Origin of the sequence: Pseudomonas sp. PDM21, assembly GCF_014852505.2 — a bacterium.
Taxonomy (GTDB): domain Bacteria; phylum Pseudomonadota; class Gammaproteobacteria; order Pseudomonadales; family Pseudomonadaceae; genus Pseudomonas.
This window is the reverse complement of sequence record NZ_CM181223.1, coordinates 1,492,879-1,510,715: the sequence shown is the minus strand read 5'-3', so window position 1 is coordinate 1,510,715 and position 17,837 is coordinate 1,492,879. Positions and strand designations below refer to the sequence as shown.

At 65.3% G+C, this 17,837-nt stretch carries 21 protein-coding genes; 13 read left to right on the top strand and 8 right to left on the bottom strand.

Annotated elements, in window-relative coordinates; translation table 11 throughout:
• Nucleotide 1 precedes the first annotated feature (1 nt).
• On the top strand, nucleotides 2–400 hold the full coding sequence (locus tag IB275_RS07140) for a DUF350 domain-containing protein (RefSeq protein WP_192289601.1): 399 nt from the start codon (nucleotides 2–4) through the stop codon (nucleotides 398–400).
• On the opposite strand, the gene IB275_RS07135 is transcribed toward IB275_RS07140, so the two are convergent.
• Complete coding sequence (locus IB275_RS07135; protein ID WP_192289604.1) at nucleotides 394–924, bottom strand: hypothetical protein; 531 nt, start codon at nucleotides 922–924, stop codon at nucleotides 394–396. The genes IB275_RS07140 and IB275_RS07135 overlap by 7 nt on opposite strands.
• Nucleotides 925–1,132: 208 nt before the next feature.
• Between IB275_RS07135 and rsxA the strand changes: the two genes are divergently transcribed.
• From rsxA to IB275_RS07095, 8 genes are all read left to right on the top strand, one after another.
• Nucleotides 1,133–1,717 (top strand): electron transport complex subunit RsxA, encoded by a 585-nt coding sequence (gene rsxA / locus IB275_RS07130; RefSeq protein ID WP_192289605.1) that lies wholly within the window; start codon nucleotides 1,133–1,135, stop codon nucleotides 1,715–1,717.
• Nucleotides 1,714–2,268, top strand: coding sequence for an electron transport complex subunit RsxB (gene rsxB, locus IB275_RS07125; protein WP_192289607.1), 555 nt, complete (start codon nucleotides 1,714–1,716; stop codon nucleotides 2,266–2,268). The genes rsxA and rsxB overlap by 4 nt, the downstream gene beginning before the upstream one ends.
• Nucleotides 2,265–4,586 (top strand): electron transport complex subunit RsxC, encoded by a 2,322-nt coding sequence (gene rsxC, locus IB275_RS07120; protein WP_192289609.1) that lies wholly within the window; start codon nucleotides 2,265–2,267, stop codon nucleotides 4,584–4,586. Before rsxB ends, rsxC begins: the two co-directional genes overlap by 4 nt.
• Nucleotides 4,586–5,626: an RnfABCDGE type electron transport complex subunit D gene (locus tag IB275_RS07115; RefSeq protein WP_192289611.1), complete on the top strand. Its 1,041-nt coding sequence runs from the start codon at nucleotides 4,586–4,588 to the stop codon at nucleotides 5,624–5,626. The genes rsxC and IB275_RS07115 overlap by 1 nt, the downstream gene beginning before the upstream one ends.
• Nucleotides 5,623–6,258 carry an electron transport complex subunit RsxG gene (rsxG, locus tag IB275_RS07110; protein WP_192289613.1) on the top strand — a complete coding sequence of 212 codons (636 nt, stop codon included), beginning with the start codon at nucleotides 5,623–5,625 and terminating at the stop codon, nucleotides 6,256–6,258. The genes IB275_RS07115 and rsxG overlap by 4 nt, the downstream gene beginning before the upstream one ends.
• Nucleotides 6,251–6,964 (top strand): electron transport complex subunit E, encoded by a 714-nt coding sequence (locus IB275_RS07105; protein ID WP_192289615.1) that lies wholly within the window; start codon nucleotides 6,251–6,253, stop codon nucleotides 6,962–6,964. The genes rsxG and IB275_RS07105 overlap by 8 nt, the downstream gene beginning before the upstream one ends.
• A complete protein-coding gene (gene nth / locus IB275_RS07100) occupies nucleotides 6,961–7,599 on the top strand; it encodes an endonuclease III (RefSeq protein ID WP_192289617.1) in 639 nt (212 codons plus the stop codon). The genes IB275_RS07105 and nth overlap by 4 nt, the downstream gene beginning before the upstream one ends.
• 107 nt (nucleotides 7,600–7,706) lie before the next feature.
• A complete protein-coding gene (locus IB275_RS07095) occupies nucleotides 7,707–7,889 on the top strand; it encodes a PA3496 family putative envelope integrity protein (protein WP_138212521.1) in 183 nt (60 codons plus the stop codon).
• A gap of 77 nt (nucleotides 7,890–7,966) precedes the next feature.
• On the opposite strand, the gene ppnN is transcribed toward IB275_RS07095, so the two are convergent.
• The 4 genes from ppnN to IB275_RS07075 all read right to left on the bottom strand — a co-directional run bounded on the left by ppnN (nucleotide 7,967) and on the right by IB275_RS07075 (nucleotide 12,494).
• On the bottom strand, nucleotides 7,967–9,358 hold the full coding sequence (gene ppnN, locus IB275_RS07090) for a nucleotide 5'-monophosphate nucleosidase PpnN (RefSeq protein ID WP_192289619.1): 1,392 nt from the start codon (nucleotides 9,356–9,358) through the stop codon (nucleotides 7,967–7,969).
• 299 nt (nucleotides 9,359–9,657) lie between these two features.
• On the bottom strand, nucleotides 9,658–10,050 hold the full coding sequence (gene gloA, locus IB275_RS07085; RefSeq protein ID WP_045209838.1) for a lactoylglutathione lyase: 393 nt from the start codon (nucleotides 10,048–10,050) through the stop codon (nucleotides 9,658–9,660).
• Between the two features lie 95 nt (nucleotides 10,051–10,145).
• Nucleotides 10,146–11,363 (bottom strand): argininosuccinate synthase, encoded by a 1,218-nt coding sequence (locus IB275_RS07080; RefSeq protein WP_151186177.1) that lies wholly within the window; start codon nucleotides 11,361–11,363, stop codon nucleotides 10,146–10,148.
• Nucleotides 11,364–11,495: 132 nt separating this feature from the next.
• Complete coding sequence (locus tag IB275_RS07075) at nucleotides 11,496–12,494, bottom strand: flagellar protein MotY (RefSeq protein ID WP_285886419.1); 999 nt, start codon at nucleotides 12,492–12,494, stop codon at nucleotides 11,496–11,498.
• A gap of 138 nt (nucleotides 12,495–12,632) precedes the next feature.
• On the opposite strand from IB275_RS07075, the gene pyrC reads away from it, so the two are divergent.
• On the top strand, nucleotides 12,633–13,679 hold the full coding sequence (gene pyrC, locus IB275_RS07070; RefSeq protein WP_192289623.1) for a dihydroorotase: 1,047 nt from the start codon (nucleotides 12,633–12,635) through the stop codon (nucleotides 13,677–13,679).
• Entirely contained in the window at nucleotides 13,676–14,356 is a 681-nt protein-coding gene (gene rnt, locus IB275_RS07065) for a ribonuclease T (RefSeq protein ID WP_037011317.1), read from the top strand. The genes pyrC and rnt overlap by 4 nt, the downstream gene beginning before the upstream one ends.
• Before the next feature lie 60 nt (nucleotides 14,357–14,416).
• On the opposite strand, the gene IB275_RS07060 is transcribed toward rnt, so the two are convergent.
• Nucleotides 14,417–15,019, bottom strand: coding sequence for a peroxiredoxin (locus tag IB275_RS07060; protein ID WP_081517709.1), 603 nt, complete (start codon nucleotides 15,017–15,019; stop codon nucleotides 14,417–14,419).
• Between the two features lie 268 nt (nucleotides 15,020–15,287).
• Between IB275_RS07060 and IB275_RS07055 the strand changes: the two genes are divergently transcribed.
• Together IB275_RS07055 and bfrB are read left to right on the top strand one after the other, a co-directional pair.
• Complete coding sequence (locus tag IB275_RS07055) at nucleotides 15,288–15,503, top strand: bacterioferritin-associated ferredoxin (RefSeq protein ID WP_081517708.1); 216 nt, start codon at nucleotides 15,288–15,290, stop codon at nucleotides 15,501–15,503.
• A 220-nt stretch (nucleotides 15,504–15,723) separates the two neighbouring features.
• Nucleotides 15,724–16,200 carry a bacterioferritin BfrB gene (gene bfrB / locus IB275_RS07050; RefSeq protein ID WP_017521012.1) on the top strand — a complete coding sequence of 159 codons (477 nt, stop codon included), beginning with the start codon at nucleotides 15,724–15,726 and terminating at the stop codon, nucleotides 16,198–16,200.
• A gap of 47 nt (nucleotides 16,201–16,247) precedes the next feature.
• On the opposite strand, the gene IB275_RS07045 is transcribed toward bfrB, so the two are convergent.
• Nucleotides 16,248–17,411, bottom strand: a complete 1,164-nt coding sequence (locus IB275_RS07045; RefSeq protein ID WP_192289625.1) for an MFS transporter — start codon at nucleotides 17,409–17,411, stop codon at nucleotides 16,248–16,250.
• 64 nt (nucleotides 17,412–17,475) lie between these two features.
• Nucleotides 17,476–17,802 carry a Grx4 family monothiol glutaredoxin gene (gene grxD / locus IB275_RS07040; protein WP_017521010.1) on the bottom strand — a complete coding sequence of 109 codons (327 nt, stop codon included), beginning with the start codon at nucleotides 17,800–17,802 and terminating at the stop codon, nucleotides 17,476–17,478.
• Nucleotides 17,803–17,837: the final 35 nt, after the last annotated feature.

Here is a 17,837-nt window from a genome sequence, read left to right as displayed (position 1 = left end):
CATGAACCTGCTGCAGACCCTGCCCAACTTCCTCGCCTACTTCGCCTCGGCCATCGGCCTGTTCGGGCTGTTTACCAGCCTCTACATCCGCCTGACGCCCTATGCGGAAATCCAGTTGATCCGCCAGGGCAACATCAGCGCCGCCGTGGCCCTGGTCGGCACCCTGCTGGGCTTTGCCCTGCCGCTGGCCAGCGCCATCGCCCACAGCGTCAGCCTGATCGACATGCTGATCTGGGGCGTGATCGCCATGCTGGTGCAGGTGCTGGTGTTCCTCGGCCTGTCACGCCTGGTGCCGGAACTCAAGGGCGGCATCGAAAGCAACACCCTGGCCCACGGCGTATTCCTCGGCGGCGCCTCGCTGTGCATCGGGCTGCTCAACGCCGCCTGCATGACCTACTGAGCGTCTTCGCAGTCCACGTCGCCGCCACCCAGGTGCTCGAAGCCTTCCAGGTAGAGACACGAAGCATCCGACGCACAGTCCTGCAGAGAGGCGTTGCTCAGGTTGTCCCGTGAAGTAGGGTCTTCCAGGTTCACCTGCGGGAAGATGTCGGCCACCTCCTCCGCCGTCATGATCCTGTCGAAAGTGACGTTGACCGATTGCAGGCGGCCGTATTCCCAGTCCAGGTCCACCGCCGCGATGCGCGGATCGAGCTGATGCACCAGCGCCTCGGGCAACTGCGGGCCGGCGTAGCTGAGATCGGTGTCGTGGCAGGCATCGCCCCAGTTGCTCAGCTTCTTGCTGGCGGCGCAGCTGAACTGCGCGTCGACCTTGCCGGTGCGCTGTTCCATCTGGCAAGCGAAGTCGGCCACGCCCATGCGCGGCCAGCCGACCAGATCGGCCGTGGTGAAAGGCGCGGCCGCAGCCAGGGCACTGGAGAACAACAGGCAAAGGGCGGTGAAGCGTCCGGACAGGGGGTTGCGCATCGCGACTTCCGTGAGGGGAACCGATCGGGTTCGGCAGCCGCCGATATTCCTCCCGCCGCCCCTGGCACCGCAACTGATTTCGGGGAGGTACAATTGCCTACTTCGCACCTTGTATTCGAGCCATGTCCTCTCGCCGCCATCAACCCGCTGACCATCGGTCTCCGAGCATGATCCGCCTTTCCTTGCGCCCGGCTGCGAGTGCCCGGCCGTGACCGAACTCGCCCTGATCCTGGTCAGCGCCATCCTGGTCAACAACTTCGTTCTGGTGCAGTTCCTCGGCATCTGCCCGTTCATGGGTGTGTCGCGCAAGATCGAGACGGCGCTCGCGCTGGCCCTGGCGACCACCTTCGTCCTCACGCTTGCCTCGGCGTTGAGCTACATCCTGCAGCGCTACGTGCTGCAACCGCTGGACCTGGAATTCCTGCGCACGATCGGCTTCATCCTGGTGATCGCCGTCGTCGTGCAGTTCACCGAACTGCTGGTGAAGAAGACCAGCCCGTTGCTGGCCCGCACATTGGGCATCTTCCTGCCGCTGATCACCACCAACTGCATCGTGCTCGGCGTCGCGCTACTGAACGCTCGCAAGACCGAGTTCGGCTTCCTGCAATCGACCTTCCAGGGCTTCGGCGCCGGGCTGGGCTTCACTCTGGTGCTAGTGCTGTTCGCCGCCCTGCGCGAGCGCATCGCCCTCGCCGACGTGCCCAAGCCGTTCAAGGGTGCAGCCATCGGCATGATCACCGCCGGGCTGATGTCCCTGGCGTTCATGGGCTTCAGCGGGTTGCTCAAGCCATGATCGCGGCGCTGCTGATCATCGTGATGTGCCTCGGCGGCGCCGTGGCGCTGCGCCTGGCCGCAGCGCGGGTGAAAGTCGCCGACGAATCCATCGCCGGGCAGATCAACGATCTGCTGCCGCAGACCCAGTGCGGCCAGTGCGGCTACGCCGGCTGCAAGCCCTACGCCCAGGCCATCGCCGGGGGTGACGCGATCAACAAGTGCCCGCCCGGCGGCGCCGCGACCATCGCCGCCCTCGCCGAGTTGCTGGACATAGAGCCGCTGCCGCTGGACGCCGCCGAAGAGACGCCGCTGCGCGTGGCCTACATCCGCGAGGCCGAGTGCATCGGCTGCACCAAGTGCATCCGCGCCTGCCCGGTAGACGCCATCGTCGGCGCGGCCAAGCTGATGCACACGGTGATAGTCGACGAATGCACCGGCTGCGACCTGTGCCTGGAACCTTGCCCGGTGGACTGCATCGAGATGCGCGACCTGCCGCTGCGCGTCGTCGACTGGAAATGGCCGTTGCCGCAGGGCCGGCTGATCCAGACCGACCGGGAGCAGGCGGCATGAACGCTCAGGTCTGGGACTTCCCCGGCGGCCTGACGCTGCCAGCCAACAAGCAGCAGTCCACCGCCATGCCAATTCAGCGGCCACCGCTGCCGCGCCGTCTGGTACTGCCGCTGCAGCAACACATCGGCGGGCCCGCCGTGCCCTGCGTTGAAGTCGGCCAGCGCGTGCTCAAGGGCCAACTGATCGCCGAGGCCGGTAGCGCCATCAGCGCCGCACTGCATGCGCCGACTTCCGGCACGGTGGTCGGGATCGGCGAGCAGCCCTACCCGCACAGCTCCGGCCTGTCGGCGCGGGCCATCGTCATCGACAGTGATGGCCTGGACGAGTGGACGACGCTGAATCCCGAGTCCGAGTATGCGTCCTTCTCCGGGGTCGAACTGCTGCAGCGCCTCCGCCAGGCCGGCATCGCCGGTCTCGGTGGCGCCGGCTTCCCCACCGCCGCCAAGCTGGCCTCGCGCGCCCAGGACGACCTGCATACGCTGATCATCAACGGCGCCGAGTGCGAGCCCTACATCAGCGCCGACGACCTGCTGATGCGCGAGCGCGCCGTCGAACTGGTCGAAGGCATCGACGTGCTGATGCACATCCTCCAGCCGCAGCAAGTGCTGCTCGGCATCGAGGATGACAAGCCCGAGGCCATCGCCATTTTGCAGGCCACCATTGGTGAGCGGCCGATCCGCCTGCAACCGGTCCCGACCCGCTACCCCTCCGGCGGCGAGCGCCAGTTGATCCAGGTGCTGACCGGCTGCGAGGTGCCGTCCGGCGGGCTGCCGGCGGATATCGGCATGCTCTGCGTAAACGTCGGCACCGCCGTCGCCGTGGCCGACGCCGTGCTGCGCGGGCGGCCGCTGATCTCGCGTATCACCACCCTGACCGGCGCCGCCCTCGCGCGCCCGTGCAACGTCGAAGCGCTGCTCGGCACGCCCGTGGGCGAGCTGCTGGCGCTCGCCGGCCTCGACCACGCCAAGCTCGACCGCCTGTTGCTCGGCGGCCCGCTGATGGGCGACAGCCTGACGTCGCTGGACGTGCCGCTGATCAAGACCACCAACTGCCTGCTGGCCGCCACGCGCGAAGAACTGCCGGCACCCGCACAGGCCATGCCCTGTATCCGCTGCGGCGACTGCGCGCAGGTCTGCCCCGCCAGCCTGCTGCCGCAGCAGCTGTACTTCTTTGCCGAAGACCACGACCAGTTGAGGGCACACAACCTGTTCGACTGCATCGAGTGCGGTGCCTGCGCCTACGTCTGCCCGTCGAGCATTCCGCTGGTACAGTACTACCGCGCCGCCAAGGGCGAGATCCGCGAACTGGAACGGCGCCAGCTCAAGGCCGAGCAGTCGCGCCTGCGCTTCGAGCAACGCCAGGAGCGCCTGCGCCGTGAGGAAGAACAGCGCGCTGCCGACCGCCTGGCCCGCCAGGAACGTGCGTCACGCGCGCAGGAAGACCCAGCCGAAATCGAGACGCCCAGCGCGCCGGCCGCGCAATCGGTGATCGAGCGGGTGAAGGCCGAAAAGGCCGTGGGCAATGCGCCTGACCAGCTCAAGCGCCTGAAGATCGACGCCAGCATGGCCCAGGTCGCGCTGAACAAGGCCGAGAAGCAACTGGCCACCCATGACACCGAGCAGTTGCGCACCCAGGTTGCCGAGCTGCGTGTCGCCGCCGCTGAGGCGAAAGCCGCACTGGCGGCTGCCGAAACGCAAAGCGCCAGCGCGGAGCCAACGCCCGCTGCCGCACCCGTCGCGGGCGAAGCGGCACTGAAGAAAGCGAAAATCGATGCCGCCATGGCCCGCGCCCAGTTGAAGAAGTCCGAGAAGGCTTTCGGCGAATCACCCAGTGACGAGCAGCGCGCCACCCTCGCCTCCTTGCGCGCGGACGTCGAACGCATCGAGCGCCAACTCAACGAACTGCAGGGGACCGCCATGCCAACCGAACCGAAAACCGAGCAGCCCGTCGACGGCGTACTCGCCCTGCGCCAGGCCAAGCTGGTCTATATCGCCCAGCGCGACGCCCTGCGCGTGGCTGAACGCGAAGGCGTGTCCGCCGAGGCGCTGGACGCGATCCGCCAGACGCTCGCCGCCGCGGAAGCTGCCCTGCACGCCGCCGAAGACGCCAGCGGCAAGGCGCCGCCGGACCTGGTGCGTACCGACAAGCGCCCGATCACCGATGCCCTGCGCGCCGCCAGGACCGAACTGGCCTACGCCCGCGCCGACCTGAAGAAGCTCGAACGCGAAGGTGCTGGCGACTCGGCACTGGCCACTGCCCGTGAGCGCCTGCAAACGGCGGAACGCGCAGTCGCCGATGCCAGCGGTGAGGCGCCTTGATGAAGCTGCCACGCATCAGCTCGCCCCACGCCACAGGCGCCAACCGCACGCAGCGAGTCATGCTGACGCTGCTGGCCGCCTGCGCGCCGGGTGCGCTGGTGTTGATCGGCCTGTACGGCGTCGGCACCCTGTTCAACCTGCTCTGGTGCAGCCTGCTCGCCCTCTCCACCGAGGCGCTCTTGCTCAAGCTGCGCGACCGCCCGGTGATCTTCTTCCTCAAGGACGGCAGCGCGCTGGTCACCGCGATGCTGCTCGCCCTCGCCCTGCCGCCCTACTCGCCCTGGTGGCTGAGCGCGGTCGCCACGGTGTTCGCGCTGATCTTCGGCAAGCACCTGTACGGCGGCCTCGGGCAGAACCCGTTCAACCCGGCGATGGTCGGCTATGCGGTGGTGCTGGTGTCCTTCCCGCAGCAGATGAGCCAGTGGCCGGCGCCGGACAGCGCGCTCGGCTTCGGCGATGGCCTGCGGCAGATATTCGGCTTCGCAAGCCAGGCGCCGGACGCCTGGGTCGGCGCCACGGCGCTGGACGTGGTGCGCAACAACCACAGTCTGACCATGGAGGAACTGCTGGCGCAGTCTCCCGCTTTCGGCCGTATCGGCGGGCGCGGCGTGGAGCTTGTCAACCTGGCCTTCCTCGCCGGTGGGCTGTTCCTGCTCTGGCGCAAGCTGTTCACCTGGCACGCGCCGGTGGGCATGCTCGGCGGCCTGTTCGTCATGAGCCTGCTGTTCTGGAACGGCACCGGCTCCGACTCCCACGGTTCGCCGCTGCTGCACCTGTTCAGCGGCGCAACCATGCTCGGCGCCTTCTTCATCGTCACCGACCCGGTCTCCGGCGCCACCAGCAACCGCGGCCGGCTGCTGTTCGGCATCGGTGTCGGCGTGCTCACCTACGTGATCCGCGCCTGGGGCGGCTACCCCGACGGTCTGGCCTTCGCCGTGCTGCTGATGAACCTCGCCGCGCCGACCCTCGACTACTTCACCCGCCCACGCACTTACGGACACAAGAAGCCCGAACGCGGCTTCAAGGCGGGTGACCGATGAACCGCACCCTGCTGAAGAACGCCCTGGCGCTGGGCCTGCTCGCGGTGCTTGCCGCCGGCGTGGTAGCGATCGTCCATCAGCTCACCGCCCAGCGTATCGACACCGCCCAGCGCGAGGCGCGTGGCCGCACACTGCTGGAGCTGCTGCCCCGGGGCAGCTACGACAACCATCCGCTGGAGACCGAAGTCAGCGCCTTCGACCCCAAGCTGCTGGGCCGCGACGAGCCGGCACCCGCCTACCTCGCCCGGCTCCAGGGGCAGACCACGGCGGTCGTGCTCCAGCCCGTGGCGCAAGATGGCTATGGCGGCTCGATCCAGCTGCTGGTGGGAGTGACCTCACAAGGTCGTCTGCTCGGCGTGCGGGTCTTGGCGCATCACGAGACGCCCGGCCAGGGCGATCGCATCGAACTGGGCAAGAGCGACTGGCTGCACGGCTTCGACGGCCACTCCCTGAGCGACCCGGCCGAGGCCGGCTGGAAAGTGAAGAAGGACGGCGGCCAGTTCGACCAGTTCGCCGGCGCCACCGTCACCCCTCGCGCGGTGGTCAAGGCCACGCACCTGGCGCTGCAGTACTTCGACGCGCACAAGTCCGAGCTGCTGGCCCCTGCGACCTCGGGAGACAAGCATGAGTAATCCCGGCTACCGCGAAATCGCCCTGCAGGGCCTGTGGAAGAACAACCCCGGCCTTGTGCAGTTGCTCGGCCTGTGCCCGCTGCTGGGCACCAGCAGCTCCATGGTCAACGCCCTCGGCCTGGGGCTGGCGACGATCTTCGTGCTGGTCTGCTCCAGCGTCGCCGTATCGCTGATCCGTGGCACGCTGAGCGAGGCCGTGCGCCTGCCGGCCTTCCTGCTGGTCATCGCCACCCTCACCACCTGTGTCGAACTGCTGATGCAGGCGTGGCGGTACGAGCTGTATGAAGTGCTGGGCATCTTCGTGCCGCTGATCACCACCAACTGCGTAATTCTCGGCCGCGCGCAATCCTTCGCCGCGAACAACAACGTGGCGCGCTCGGCCTTCGACGGGCTGATGATGGGGCTGGGCTTCGCCCTGGTCCTGCTGGCCATCGGCACCCTGCGCGAACTGCTTGGCCATGGCACGCTGCTGGCCGGCATGGACCTGCTGTTCGGCCCCGCCGCCACCAGCTGGAAACTACAGGTGCCCGGCTACCAGGGCCTGTTGCTGGCCGTGTTGCCGCCCGGCGCCTTCCTGGTGCTGGGCCTGCTGCTTGCCCTGAAGAACCGTATTGATGAAAGCCTGGCGGACCGCGCCAAGGCGCAGGCGGGCGACGTACCCGCGACCGAGCGCCAACGCGTCCGCGTGACCGGAGTGATCGAATGAATGCCGCCAAGCGCGCGGAGATTTTCCGCCGACTCAAGGAAGACAATCCCAACCCCGAAACCGAGCTGGCCTACAGCACGCCCTTCGAGCTGCTGATCGCGGTGCTGCTCTCCGCCCAGGCCACCGACGTCGGGGTGAACAAGGCCACCGCCAAGCTCTACCCGGTGGCCAATACCCCGGAGGCGATCTACGCCCTGGGCGTGGAAGGCCTGTCGGAGTACATCAAGACCATCGGCCTGTACAACAGCAAGGCGAAGAACACCATCGAGACCTGCCGCATCCTCATCGAGAAGCACGGCAGCCAGGTGCCGGAGAACCGCGAAGACCTGGAGGCCCTGCCGGGCGTGGGCCGCAAGACTGCCAACGTGGTCCTCAACACGGCTTTCCGACAGCCGGCGATGGCGGTGGACACCCATATCTTCCGCGTCTCCAACCGCACAAACATCGCGCCGGGGCGCAACGTACTGGAAGTGGAGCGCAAGTTGCTCAAGTTCGTGCCCAAGGAATACCTGCTGGATGCGCACCACTGGCTGATCCTGCATGGGCGCTACGTCTGCAAGGCGCGCAAGCCACAGTGCGGCAGCTGCCGGATCGAGGACCTGTGCGAGTTCAAACACAAGACGTCGGACGATTGAGCGTTATGGGAAAATTCCTTCAGGCTGATTGAAAAAATCTTTTTTACCGCTTACGCCTTTGTCGATATAAGGGGCGCCAACACACCCCGTGTTGTGGAGTGCACCGAATGGCAAACGACAAAGAAGACCTCGAACTCGAGGACGATGTCAGCACAGACGACAGCGATGACGGCGCCGAATCCTCGGCAGAGGTCGCCAAGACCAACCTGACCAAGCGCCGCATCATCGACAACTACCTGGAAGAGCGTCGCCTGCAGCGCCAACTGTCCGACTACGATTTCGATCTGTAAGCCTTCTCCTAAGCGAAGTACCTGCATGAAAAAGCCCCGCACTCTGGCGGGGCTTTTTGTTTCCTGCTCCTACAGGCTCACACCGCTACACCAGCGCGCTGCACCACCCGGTAGCACGGCTCGTACGCCGCGCCGCCCGGCAACTTCATGCGGTGCTGCTCGACGAAGGCCTGCAACAGTGCATCCAGCGGTTCCATGATGGCCGCGTCGCCGTGGATCTCGTACGGGCCGAACTCCTCGATCATGCGGATGCCGCGGTCCTTCACGTTGCCGGCGACGATGCCGGAGAACGCCCGGCGCAGGTTCGCCGCCAGTTCGTGGGGCGGCACGTCGCGGCCCAGATCCAGGCCGGCCATGTTCTCGTGGCTCGGCTCGAACGGGCGCTGGAAGCCCTCGTCGATCTTCAGCAGCCAGTTGAAGTGGTAGGCGTCATTGCGCTCGCGGCGGAACTGCTTGACCCGCTTCAGGCCGGTGCTCATTTCCCGCGCCACTTCCGCCGGATCGTCGATGATGATGCGGTAGCGCTTCTGCGCCGCCTCGCCCAGCGTTGCACCAACGAAGGCATGCAGCTGTTCGATGTAGGCCGCCGCGCTGCGCGGGCCGGTGAGCACCAGGGGGAACGGCATGTCCTGGTTTTCCGGGTGCATGAGGATGCCCAGCAGGTAGAGGAACTCCTCCGCCGTGCCGACGCCGCCCGGGAACACGATGATGCCGTGGCCGACACGGACGAAGGCTTCGAGGCGCTTCTCGATGTCCGGCAGGATCACCAGTTCGTTGACGATCGGGTTCGGCGCCTCCGCAGCGATGATTCCCGGCTCGGTCAGGCCCAGGTAGCGGCCATCGGTGATGCGCTGCTTGGCGTGACCGATGGTGGCGCCCTTCATCGGGCCCTTCATCACGCCCGGGCCGCAACCGGTGCAGACGTCGAGGCTGCGCAGGCCCAGTTCGTGGCCGACCTTCTTGGTGTACTTGTATTCGTTGGTGCTGATGGAGTGGCCGCCCCAGCACACGACGATCTTCGGCTCCACGCCGGCGTGCAGGGCACGAGCGTTGCGCAGCAGGTGGAAGACGTAATCGGTGATGCCGGCCGAGCTGTCCAGGCCGAAGCGCCGGCTGTTCAGGGCGTTCTGGGTGTAGACGATGTCGCGCAGAGCGCTGAAAAGCATCTCGCGGGTGCTGGCGATCATCTCGCCGTCGACGAAGGCGTCGGCCGGCGCGTTGAACAGTTCCAGGCGCACGCCGCGGTCCTGCTGGTGGATTTCCAGTTCGAAGTCGCGGTAGGCGTCGAGGATGTGCTTGGCGTTGTCGATCTGCGTGCCGGTGTTGAGGATGGCCAGGGCACACTGGCGGAAGAGCTTGTAGGTACTGCCCGAGCCCGCTTCGCTGAGCTGGTGGACTTCACGTTGGGAGAGGGTTTCGAGGCTGCCCTTGGGGCTGACCGAGGCATTGTTTACCGGTCTTGGGGACATGCTGTATTCCTTGACGATGGAAGCCGGGCACCAGAGCGCGCGGCTTTCCGATAAATCGATGCGGCCGTCCATTCGGCCGTCATTGCCGGGGGCGTCGCGGCGGGGATTCTCCGGCCCGCAGCGCGCTCCTTCTGACTGTGACAAGCGAATGGCGGAAACTGCTTCCGCAATCGACGCGTCCGACGTCGATGCCCCTTGAGTATGAACGCTGCGATGACTTTCTGATGACAGCCGGAAAAGAAAAACCCCGCCGGGGAGGGCGGGGTTTCTCGAAGGACGCTTCGACGACAGCCGAAGGATCAGTCCTTGCGCTGCGGGCTCAGCAGCTCGATCTTGTAGCCGTCCGGGTCTTCGACGAAGGCCAGGATGCTGGTGCCGTGCTTCATCGGGCCCGGCTCGCGGGTGATCTTGCCGCCACGGGAGCGGATGTCCTCGCAGGCCTTGTAGACGTCCGCCACTTCCAGGGCGATGTGGCCATAGCCGGTACCCAGCTCGTACTGGTCCACGCCCCAGTTGTAGGTCAGCTCGATGACGCTGTTGTCGTCTTCGTTGCCGTAGCCCACGAAGGCCAGGGTGAACTGGCCGTCCGGATAATCCTTGCGACGCAGCAGGGTCATGCCCAGGACTTCGGTGTAGAAGGCGATGGATTTGTCCATGTCGCCGACGCGCAGCATGGTGTGCAGCAGTCTCATCGGTTCTTTCCTCATCAGGTGCCCGGAGTGCGGGCTTATAAACACAAACCCCGGCTCGTGGCCGGGGTCTGCTTGTCACGGGAGACGCAAGCTTATCAGAACAGCTTGCGGCCCTTGTTCGCGGCGATACGCATGCGCAGCGCGTTGAGCTTGATGAAGCCAGCGGCATCGGCCTGGTTGTAGGCGCCGCCGTCTTCCTCGAAGGTCGCGATGTTGGCATCGAACAGCGAGTCGTCGGACTTGCGGCCGGTGACGATGACATTGCCCTTGTACAGCTTCAGGCGCACGACGCCGTTCACGTGTTCCTGGGAGGCATCGATCATCTGCTGGAGCATTTCGCGCTCCGGGCTCCACCAGTAGCCGGTGTAGATCAGCTTGGCGTAGCGTGGCATCAGCTCGTCTTTGAGGTGAGCGACTTCGCGGTCCAGGGTGATCGACTCGATGGCACGGTGCGCCTTGAGCATGATGGTGCCGCCAGGGGTCTCGTAGCAGCCACGGGACTTCATGCCGACGTAACGGTTCTCGACGATGTCCAGACGGCCGATGCCGTTGGCGCCGCCGATGCGGTTCAGCTCGGTCAGTACCTGGGCCGGAGTCATGTCCTTGCCGTCGATGGCGACGATGTCGCCCTTGCGGTAGGTCAGCTCGATGTAGGTGGCGGTGTCAGGGGCCTTCTCCGGGGAGACAGTCCACTTCCACATGTCCTCTTCGTGCTCGGTCCAGGTGTCTTCCAGCACGCCGCCTTCATAGGAGATGTGCAGCAGGTTGGCATCCATGGAGTACGGCGATTTCTTCTTGCCGTGGCGCTCGATCGGGATGTTGTGCGCTTCGGCGTAGTCCATCAGCTTCTCGCGGGACAGCAGGTCCCACTCGCGCCAGGGAGCGATTACCTTCACGCCCGGCTTGAGCGCGTAGGCGCCCAGCTCGAAACGCACCTGGTCGTTGCCCTTGCCGGTGGCGCCGTGGGAGATGGCGTCAGCGCCGGTGGCGTTGGCGATCTCGATCAGGCGCTTGGCGATCAGCGGACGGGCGATGGAGGTACCCAGCAGGTACTCGCCTTCGTAGACGGTGTTGGCACGGAACATCGGGAAGACGAAGTCGCGGACGAATTCTTCTCGCAGGTCCTCGATGAAGACCTCTTTCACGCCCATCTGCTTGGCCTTGGCGCGGGCCGGTTCGACCTCCTCGCCCTGACCCAGGTCGGCGGTGAAGGTCACCACTTCGCAGTTATAGGTATCCTGCAGCCACTTCAGAATTACCGAGGTGTCCAGGCCACCGGAATACGCCAGGACTACCTTCTTCACGTCCGCCATGCCACTCAACTCCACGGGGGTTGTCACGAAAGGGACCGATTCTACTGTCCGCTCGGAATAATTTACAGAGGGGCGACAGCTTTTGACGACAAAGCGACAAATACTATCGTCGGTGCGACCCGACGCCGCGGGTCAGCCCTTGGGTGTCGCGGGCGGCGTGGCGGGTGGGTTGGCAGCGTTGGCGGCAGGCGCTGCCGGCGCGCCCTGAGCCGGCGCGCTGGCGGTGCTGGGAGCCGGTGCGGCAGGGGCTGGCGGGGCTTCGGCGGGTGCCTGCTCGACGACCGCCTCGCGGGACAGGTTCACCGTTACCCGGCGATTCTTCGCGCGGTTGGCGGCGGAGTTGTTCTTCACCAGCGGGTAGCGCTCACCGTAGAAGCGCACGGTGATCTGCGATTCCGCCACACCATTGGCCTTCAGGTACTCCATCACCGCGATGGCGCGACGGCGCGAGGCCTCGCGGTTGGCCAGGCGGTTGCCACCGTTGTCGGAATGGCCGTCCAGCTCGATGCGATTCACCGTCGGATCGGCCTTCATGTACTGCAGGATGATGTCCAGCTTGGCGCGGCCCAGCGGATCGACCTCGGTGCCGCCGTCCGGGAAGCCGACCTGGCTCTGGCGCACCTGGTCGAAGTTGACCGGGAGCATCTTCGTCGAACAGTCCTGGAACTTCACGTATCCGTCGGCGAAACGCGTTGGCATCAACCGTACCAGCAGGTTCTCGCCGGTGCGCGTGCGGTGGCGAACCTCCGGAGCACGTCCCTCCAGCAGGCCGCCGAGCAGGCGCCCGGCCTGCTGCTGGGTGCTGTTGAAAGGCACCTCGCCCGAGCCCACCTGCACCGCCCCCAGGTTCAGGTCGCCCTGCCCCGGACGCCACGGCGGCGCGGCCGCCAGCAGGGTTGCCGAGCCGCTGCCCAGCCAGCCCGTCTGCGGCTTGAGACGGAAGGTCGGCTGCTCGCCGGCGCGCCAGACGAACTCGCCCAGGCCGAAACCGGCCACGCTCTGCGACAGCCGGCACTCGAACTGGTCACCCTCCACCGTCCATTGCGCACTTTCCATGCGCGTCTGGAAGGTCAGCCCCCAGGCCGGGAGGCTGGCACAGAGAGCGAGCAGGAGAAGGGAGGGTTGGCGCACGGTGGCTTCCATACAGATAAAGAGGCGTCCCAGATTCTATCGGTCGACCTCGGCAAAACTTGATAGCGAGTGCCGGCGGCGGCCTTTTCCGGTAGCATTTCACCCTCTTCCCGCTGCAACCGCACCCCTGGAATCCGCATGTCCGACCGCCTGACACTCCTGCGCCCCGACGACTGGCACATCCACCTGCGCGACGGCGCCGCACTCGCGCAAACCGTCGGCGACGCCGCCCGCACCTTCGGCCGCGCCATCATCATGCCGAACCTGGTCCCGCCGGTACGCAACGCCGCCGAAGCCGACGCCTACCGCCAGCGTATACTGGCCGCCCGTCCCGCCGGCAGCCGCTTCGAGCCGCTGATGGTGCTGTACCTCACCGACCGCACCAGCGCCGAGGAAGTCCGCGCTGCCAAGGCGTCCGGCTTCGTGCACGCCGCCAAGCTGTATCCGGCCGGCGCCACCACCAACTCCGATTCCGGCGTCACCAGCGTCGACAACATCTTCCACGTGCTCGAAGCCATGGCCGAAGTCGGCCTGCCGCTGCTGGTACACGGCGAAGTGACCCGCGCCGAGGTCGACGTGTTCGACCGTGAGAAGCGCTTCATCGACGAACACCTGACCCGCGTGGTCGAGCGTTTCCCGACCCTCAAGGTGGTCTTCGAGCACATCACCACCGGCGACGCCGCCGCCTTCGTCAAGGCCGCCCCGGCCAACGTCGGCGCCACCATCACCGCACACCACCTGCTGTACAACCGCAACCACATGCTGGTTGGCGGCATCCGCCCGCACTTCTATTGCCTGCCGATCCTCAAGCGCAACACCCATCAGGAAGCCCTGCTGGATGCCGCCACCAGCGGCAGCCCGAAGTTCTTCCTCGGCACCGACTCGGCCCCCCACGCGCGCCACGCCAAGGAAGCCGCCTGCGGTTGCGCCGGCTGCTACACCGCCTACGCCGCCATCGAGCTGTACGCCGAAGCCTTCGAACAGCGCAATGCGCTGGACAAGCTGGAAGGTTTCGCCAGCTTCCACGGCCCGGATTTCTACGGCCTGCCGCGCAACAGCGACCGCATCACCCTGGTCCGCGAAGAGTGGGAAGCCCCGGCGGCCCTGCCGTTCGGCGATTTCGACGTCGTCCCGCTGCGCGCGGGTGAAAAACTGCGCTGGCGCCTGCTGGAGACCGAGGCATGAGTGACGAGAACGAAATCTTCGAAGAAGAACTCGACGGTTCCTTCCCGCCCGGCCCGCGCCACCCGATGGCGCGCCGCTTCCGTGGCTACCTGCCGGTCGTGGTAGACGTCGAGACCGGTGGCTTCAACGCTGGCACCGACGCCCTGCTGGAAATCGCTGCCGTCACCATCGGCATGGACGAAAGCGGCTACCTGTTCCCCGAGCACACCTACTTCTTCCGTGTGGAGCCCTTCGAAGGCGCCAACATCGAGCAGGCGGCGCTGGAGTTCACCGGCATCAAGCTGGACCACCCGCTGCGCATGGCCGTGCCGGAAGAACAGGCGCTGACTGAAATCTTCCGCGGCATCCGCAAGTCGCTGAAGTCCAATGGCTGCAAGCGGGCGATCCTGGTCGGCCACAACAGCAGCTTCGACCTGGGCTTCCTCAATGCGGCGGTGAACCGCAGCGGCGTGAAACGCAATCCGTTCCACCCGTTCTCCAGCTTCGACACCGCTACCCTCGCCGGCCTCGCCTACGGCCAGACCGTCCTGGCCAAGGCCTGCCAGACCGCCGGCATCGAGTTCGACAACCGCGAGGCCCACTCGGCGCGCTACGACACCGAGAAGACTGCCGAGCTGTTCTGCGGCATCGTCAACCGCTGGAAGGAATTCGGCGGCTGGATGGAAGACGATCACTGATCGCGCCTTCCTGAATAAAAAAGCCCCGCAATCGCGGGGCTTTTTTATTCACCAGCAGCCTTACAGCTTGCCGGCGTTCTCGGCCAGGTAGGCGGCAACGCCTTCGGGCGAGGCGGTCATGCCCTTGTCGCCCTTCTTCCAGTTGGCCGGGCAGACTTCGCCGTGCTCCTCGGTGAACTGCAGGGCGTCGACCAGACGCAGCAGCTCATCCATGTTGCGGCCCAGCGGCAGGTCGTTGACGATCTGCGAACGCACCACGCCGTTCTGGTCGATCAGGAAGGCACCACGGAAAGCCACGCCGCCTTCGGATTCGACGTCATAGGCCTTGGCGATCTCGTGTGTGATGTCGGCGGCCAGGGTGTACTTGACCGGGCCGATGCCGCCCTTGTCCACCGGGGTGTTGCGCCAGGCGTTGTGGGTGAAGTGGGAATCGATGGAAACGCCGATCACTTCGACGTTGCGCGCCTGGAAGTCGGGGATGCGGTGGTCCAGGGCGATCAGCTCGGATGGGCACACGAAGGTGAAATCCAGCGGGTAGAAGAACACCAGGCCGTACTTGCCCTTGATGGCTTCGGACAGCACGAAGCTGTCGACGATCTCGCCGGTGCCCAGCACGGCGGCCACGTTGAAATCGGGAGCTTTCTTACCTACGAGTACGCTCATTCCTTGTCTCCGGAAATGGTGAGGCGCTTGGGAGCGAAAAGCCCGCTGCCTGGTCGAAACTGCCGAGCTTGAGGGGTTGCCGCTCCAGTGGGGCAGCCATCATACACCTGGCGCGCAACGCCTTCATCCATGCGGCTTTCGCGGCTGATTCACTGACCTCACGACCATTTATCGGAGACCACGAAAGGGGTTCGTGGTAAATTTTGACAATCATTCTCATTATTATTAGTATCGCTTCCAACAACCCCACAGCGACTGTAGTGCAACCATGTACGTCTGCCTCTGCAACGGTGTTACCGATACTCAGATCCGCGATGCGATCTACGACGGCGCCTGCAACTATCGTGAAGTGCGCGAGTGCACCGGCGTCGGCACTCAATGTGGCAAGTGCGCCTGCCTGGCCAAACAGGTGGTTCGCGATACCCTCGGCGAGCTGCAAAGCGCCCAGGCGATGAACTACAACCTGGCCTACGCGGCGGGTTGAGAAAAAAGACCGCTGATCGATTCAGCCAAAATTCCAAAGAAACCGGGCTCTGGCCCGGTTTTTTTATGCCCGTAATTCAGTGGTTTAGCGCCAAGTTGCGGAATGAAAACATTCGCATTCATATTCCTTTTTATAACAAATTCAAGGACTTATGTTTGACAGATGGTTATAAGGGCGCGAGAATTTCAATCTCTCCCACTCCACACGGCAGGACCCCGGCATGAAAGGCGACAAGAAAGTCATCCAGCATCTGAACAAGATCCTCGGCAACGAGCTGATCGCCATCAACCAGTACTTCCTGCACTCGCGCATGTGGAACGACTGGGGCCTGAAGCGCCTCGGCGCGCACGAGTACCACGAGTCCATCGATGAGATGAAGCACGCCGACAAGCTCATCGAACGCATCCTGTTCCTCGAAGGCCTGCCCAACCTGCAGGACCTGGGCAAGCTGCTGATCGGCGAGAACACCCAGGAAATGCTGCAGTGCGACCTGAACCTGGAACTCAAGGCCTGCAAGGACCTGCGCGACGCCATCGTGCATTGCGAAAGCGTGCATGACTACGTCAGCCGCGACCTGCTCAAGGACATCCTCGAGTCCGAGGAAGAGCACATCGACTACCTGGAAACCCAGCTGGGCCTGATTCAGAAAGTCGGTCTGGAAAACTACCTGCAGTCGCACATGCACGAAGACGACTGATAGAAAAAAGGCACCGGCGCTGTTGTGGACGCCGGTGCCCTCTCCTTCTAGACGTTCGCCTTTGGCGGACGGCGCACCAGTGACGCCTTCAGCACCAACCCTGCGCACAGCCCCACCACCACCAGCAACGACAGGCGCAGGCCCACGTGCTCGGCGAGGAAGCCGATCAGCGGCGGGCCCATCAGCAAGCCGCCATAGCCGAACGACGCTACCGCCGCCACGCCGCGCGAAGGCTCGACGCCCGGCCGGTTGCCCGCCGCGCCGATCAGGATCGGCACCACTACCGACAGTCCCGCGCCCACCAGGGCGAATCCGGCAATCGCGCCGGCAACCCACGGACTGAACAGCGCCAGGAACATGCCCGCGATGGCCAGCAGCGCCAGGTTGCGCACCAGCGCCTCGTCGGCGAAGCGCACTCGCAGGCGATCGCCGAACAGCCGGCCCAGCACCATGGTCGCGGAGAATGCCGCGAAGCCCAGCGCTGCCAGGCGTTCGGACGCGCCCAGCACCTGGTGCAGCAGCAAGGCGCCCCAGTCGGCGACCGCTCCTTCGGAAACGAACGCGCAGAGGGTCAGCAAGCCCAGACCGATCAAGGCCGGTGGCGGCAGGCGCCAGCCACGTTGGGCTGGCGCCTCCTCCTCCATAGGTTCCGGACGTCCCTCGAACAAATGGCGGGCGAAGAACGGCAGGATCGCCACGGCGACCAGTGCCAGCAGGCTGAAGTGCCAGATCGGCGCGAGGTCGGCGAAGGCTGCCGCGCCGACAGCACCGACCAGCCCACCCAGGCTGTACATGCCATGCAAACTGGAGATGCACGGGCGGCCGAGACGCCGCTCGACTTCCACCGCCTGGGTGTTCATCGCCACGTCCATGGTCGCAAAGGTCAGGCCGACGGCGAGGAAGCCCGCCGCCAGTACCCAGACATCCTGCGCCAGCCCGAGCAAGGGGAAGGTCGCCATCAGCGCCAACCCGGAAATCACGGTGATCGCCCGGCTGCCATAGCGCCGCACCAGCGCGCCGGCGAAGGCGAACGCCAGCAGCGCGCCGAAGCCAGCGCCCAGAAGCGCCTGGCCCAGTTGCTGCTCGTCGACCCCGGTCATGCTCTTGAGGGCCGGCACCCGCCCCATCACGCTGCCATGGACCATCCCGCCCATGGCGAAGCAGTATCCGCACGCCCAGCGCGCGGCGTTGGCCCGCGTCTGTTCAGTCATCTTTTATTTCTTCCCAAAAACAAAGCCCCGCCAAGGCGGGGCTTTGTGCGACAGCACGAAAGACTCAGGCGTTGGCCTTGCTCACGGCGTCCTTGATCAGCGGTTGCAGCTCACCCTTCTCGAACATCTCGGCCAGGATGTCGCTGCCGCCGACCAGTTCACCACCGACCCACAGTTGCGGGAAGGTCGGCCAGTTGGCGTACTTGGGCAGGTTGGCGCGGATTTCCGGGTTCTGCAGGATGTCGACATAGGCGAATTTCTCGCCGCAAGCCATCAGCACCTGCGCGGCGCGGGACGAGAAACCGCACTGGGGAGCGTTCGGCGAACCCTTCATGTACAGCAGAACAGGGTTGCTGGAGATCTGCTCTTTGATGGTATCGATGATATCCATGAACTTCCTCGGCTTAACTATCAGACACTGACCCG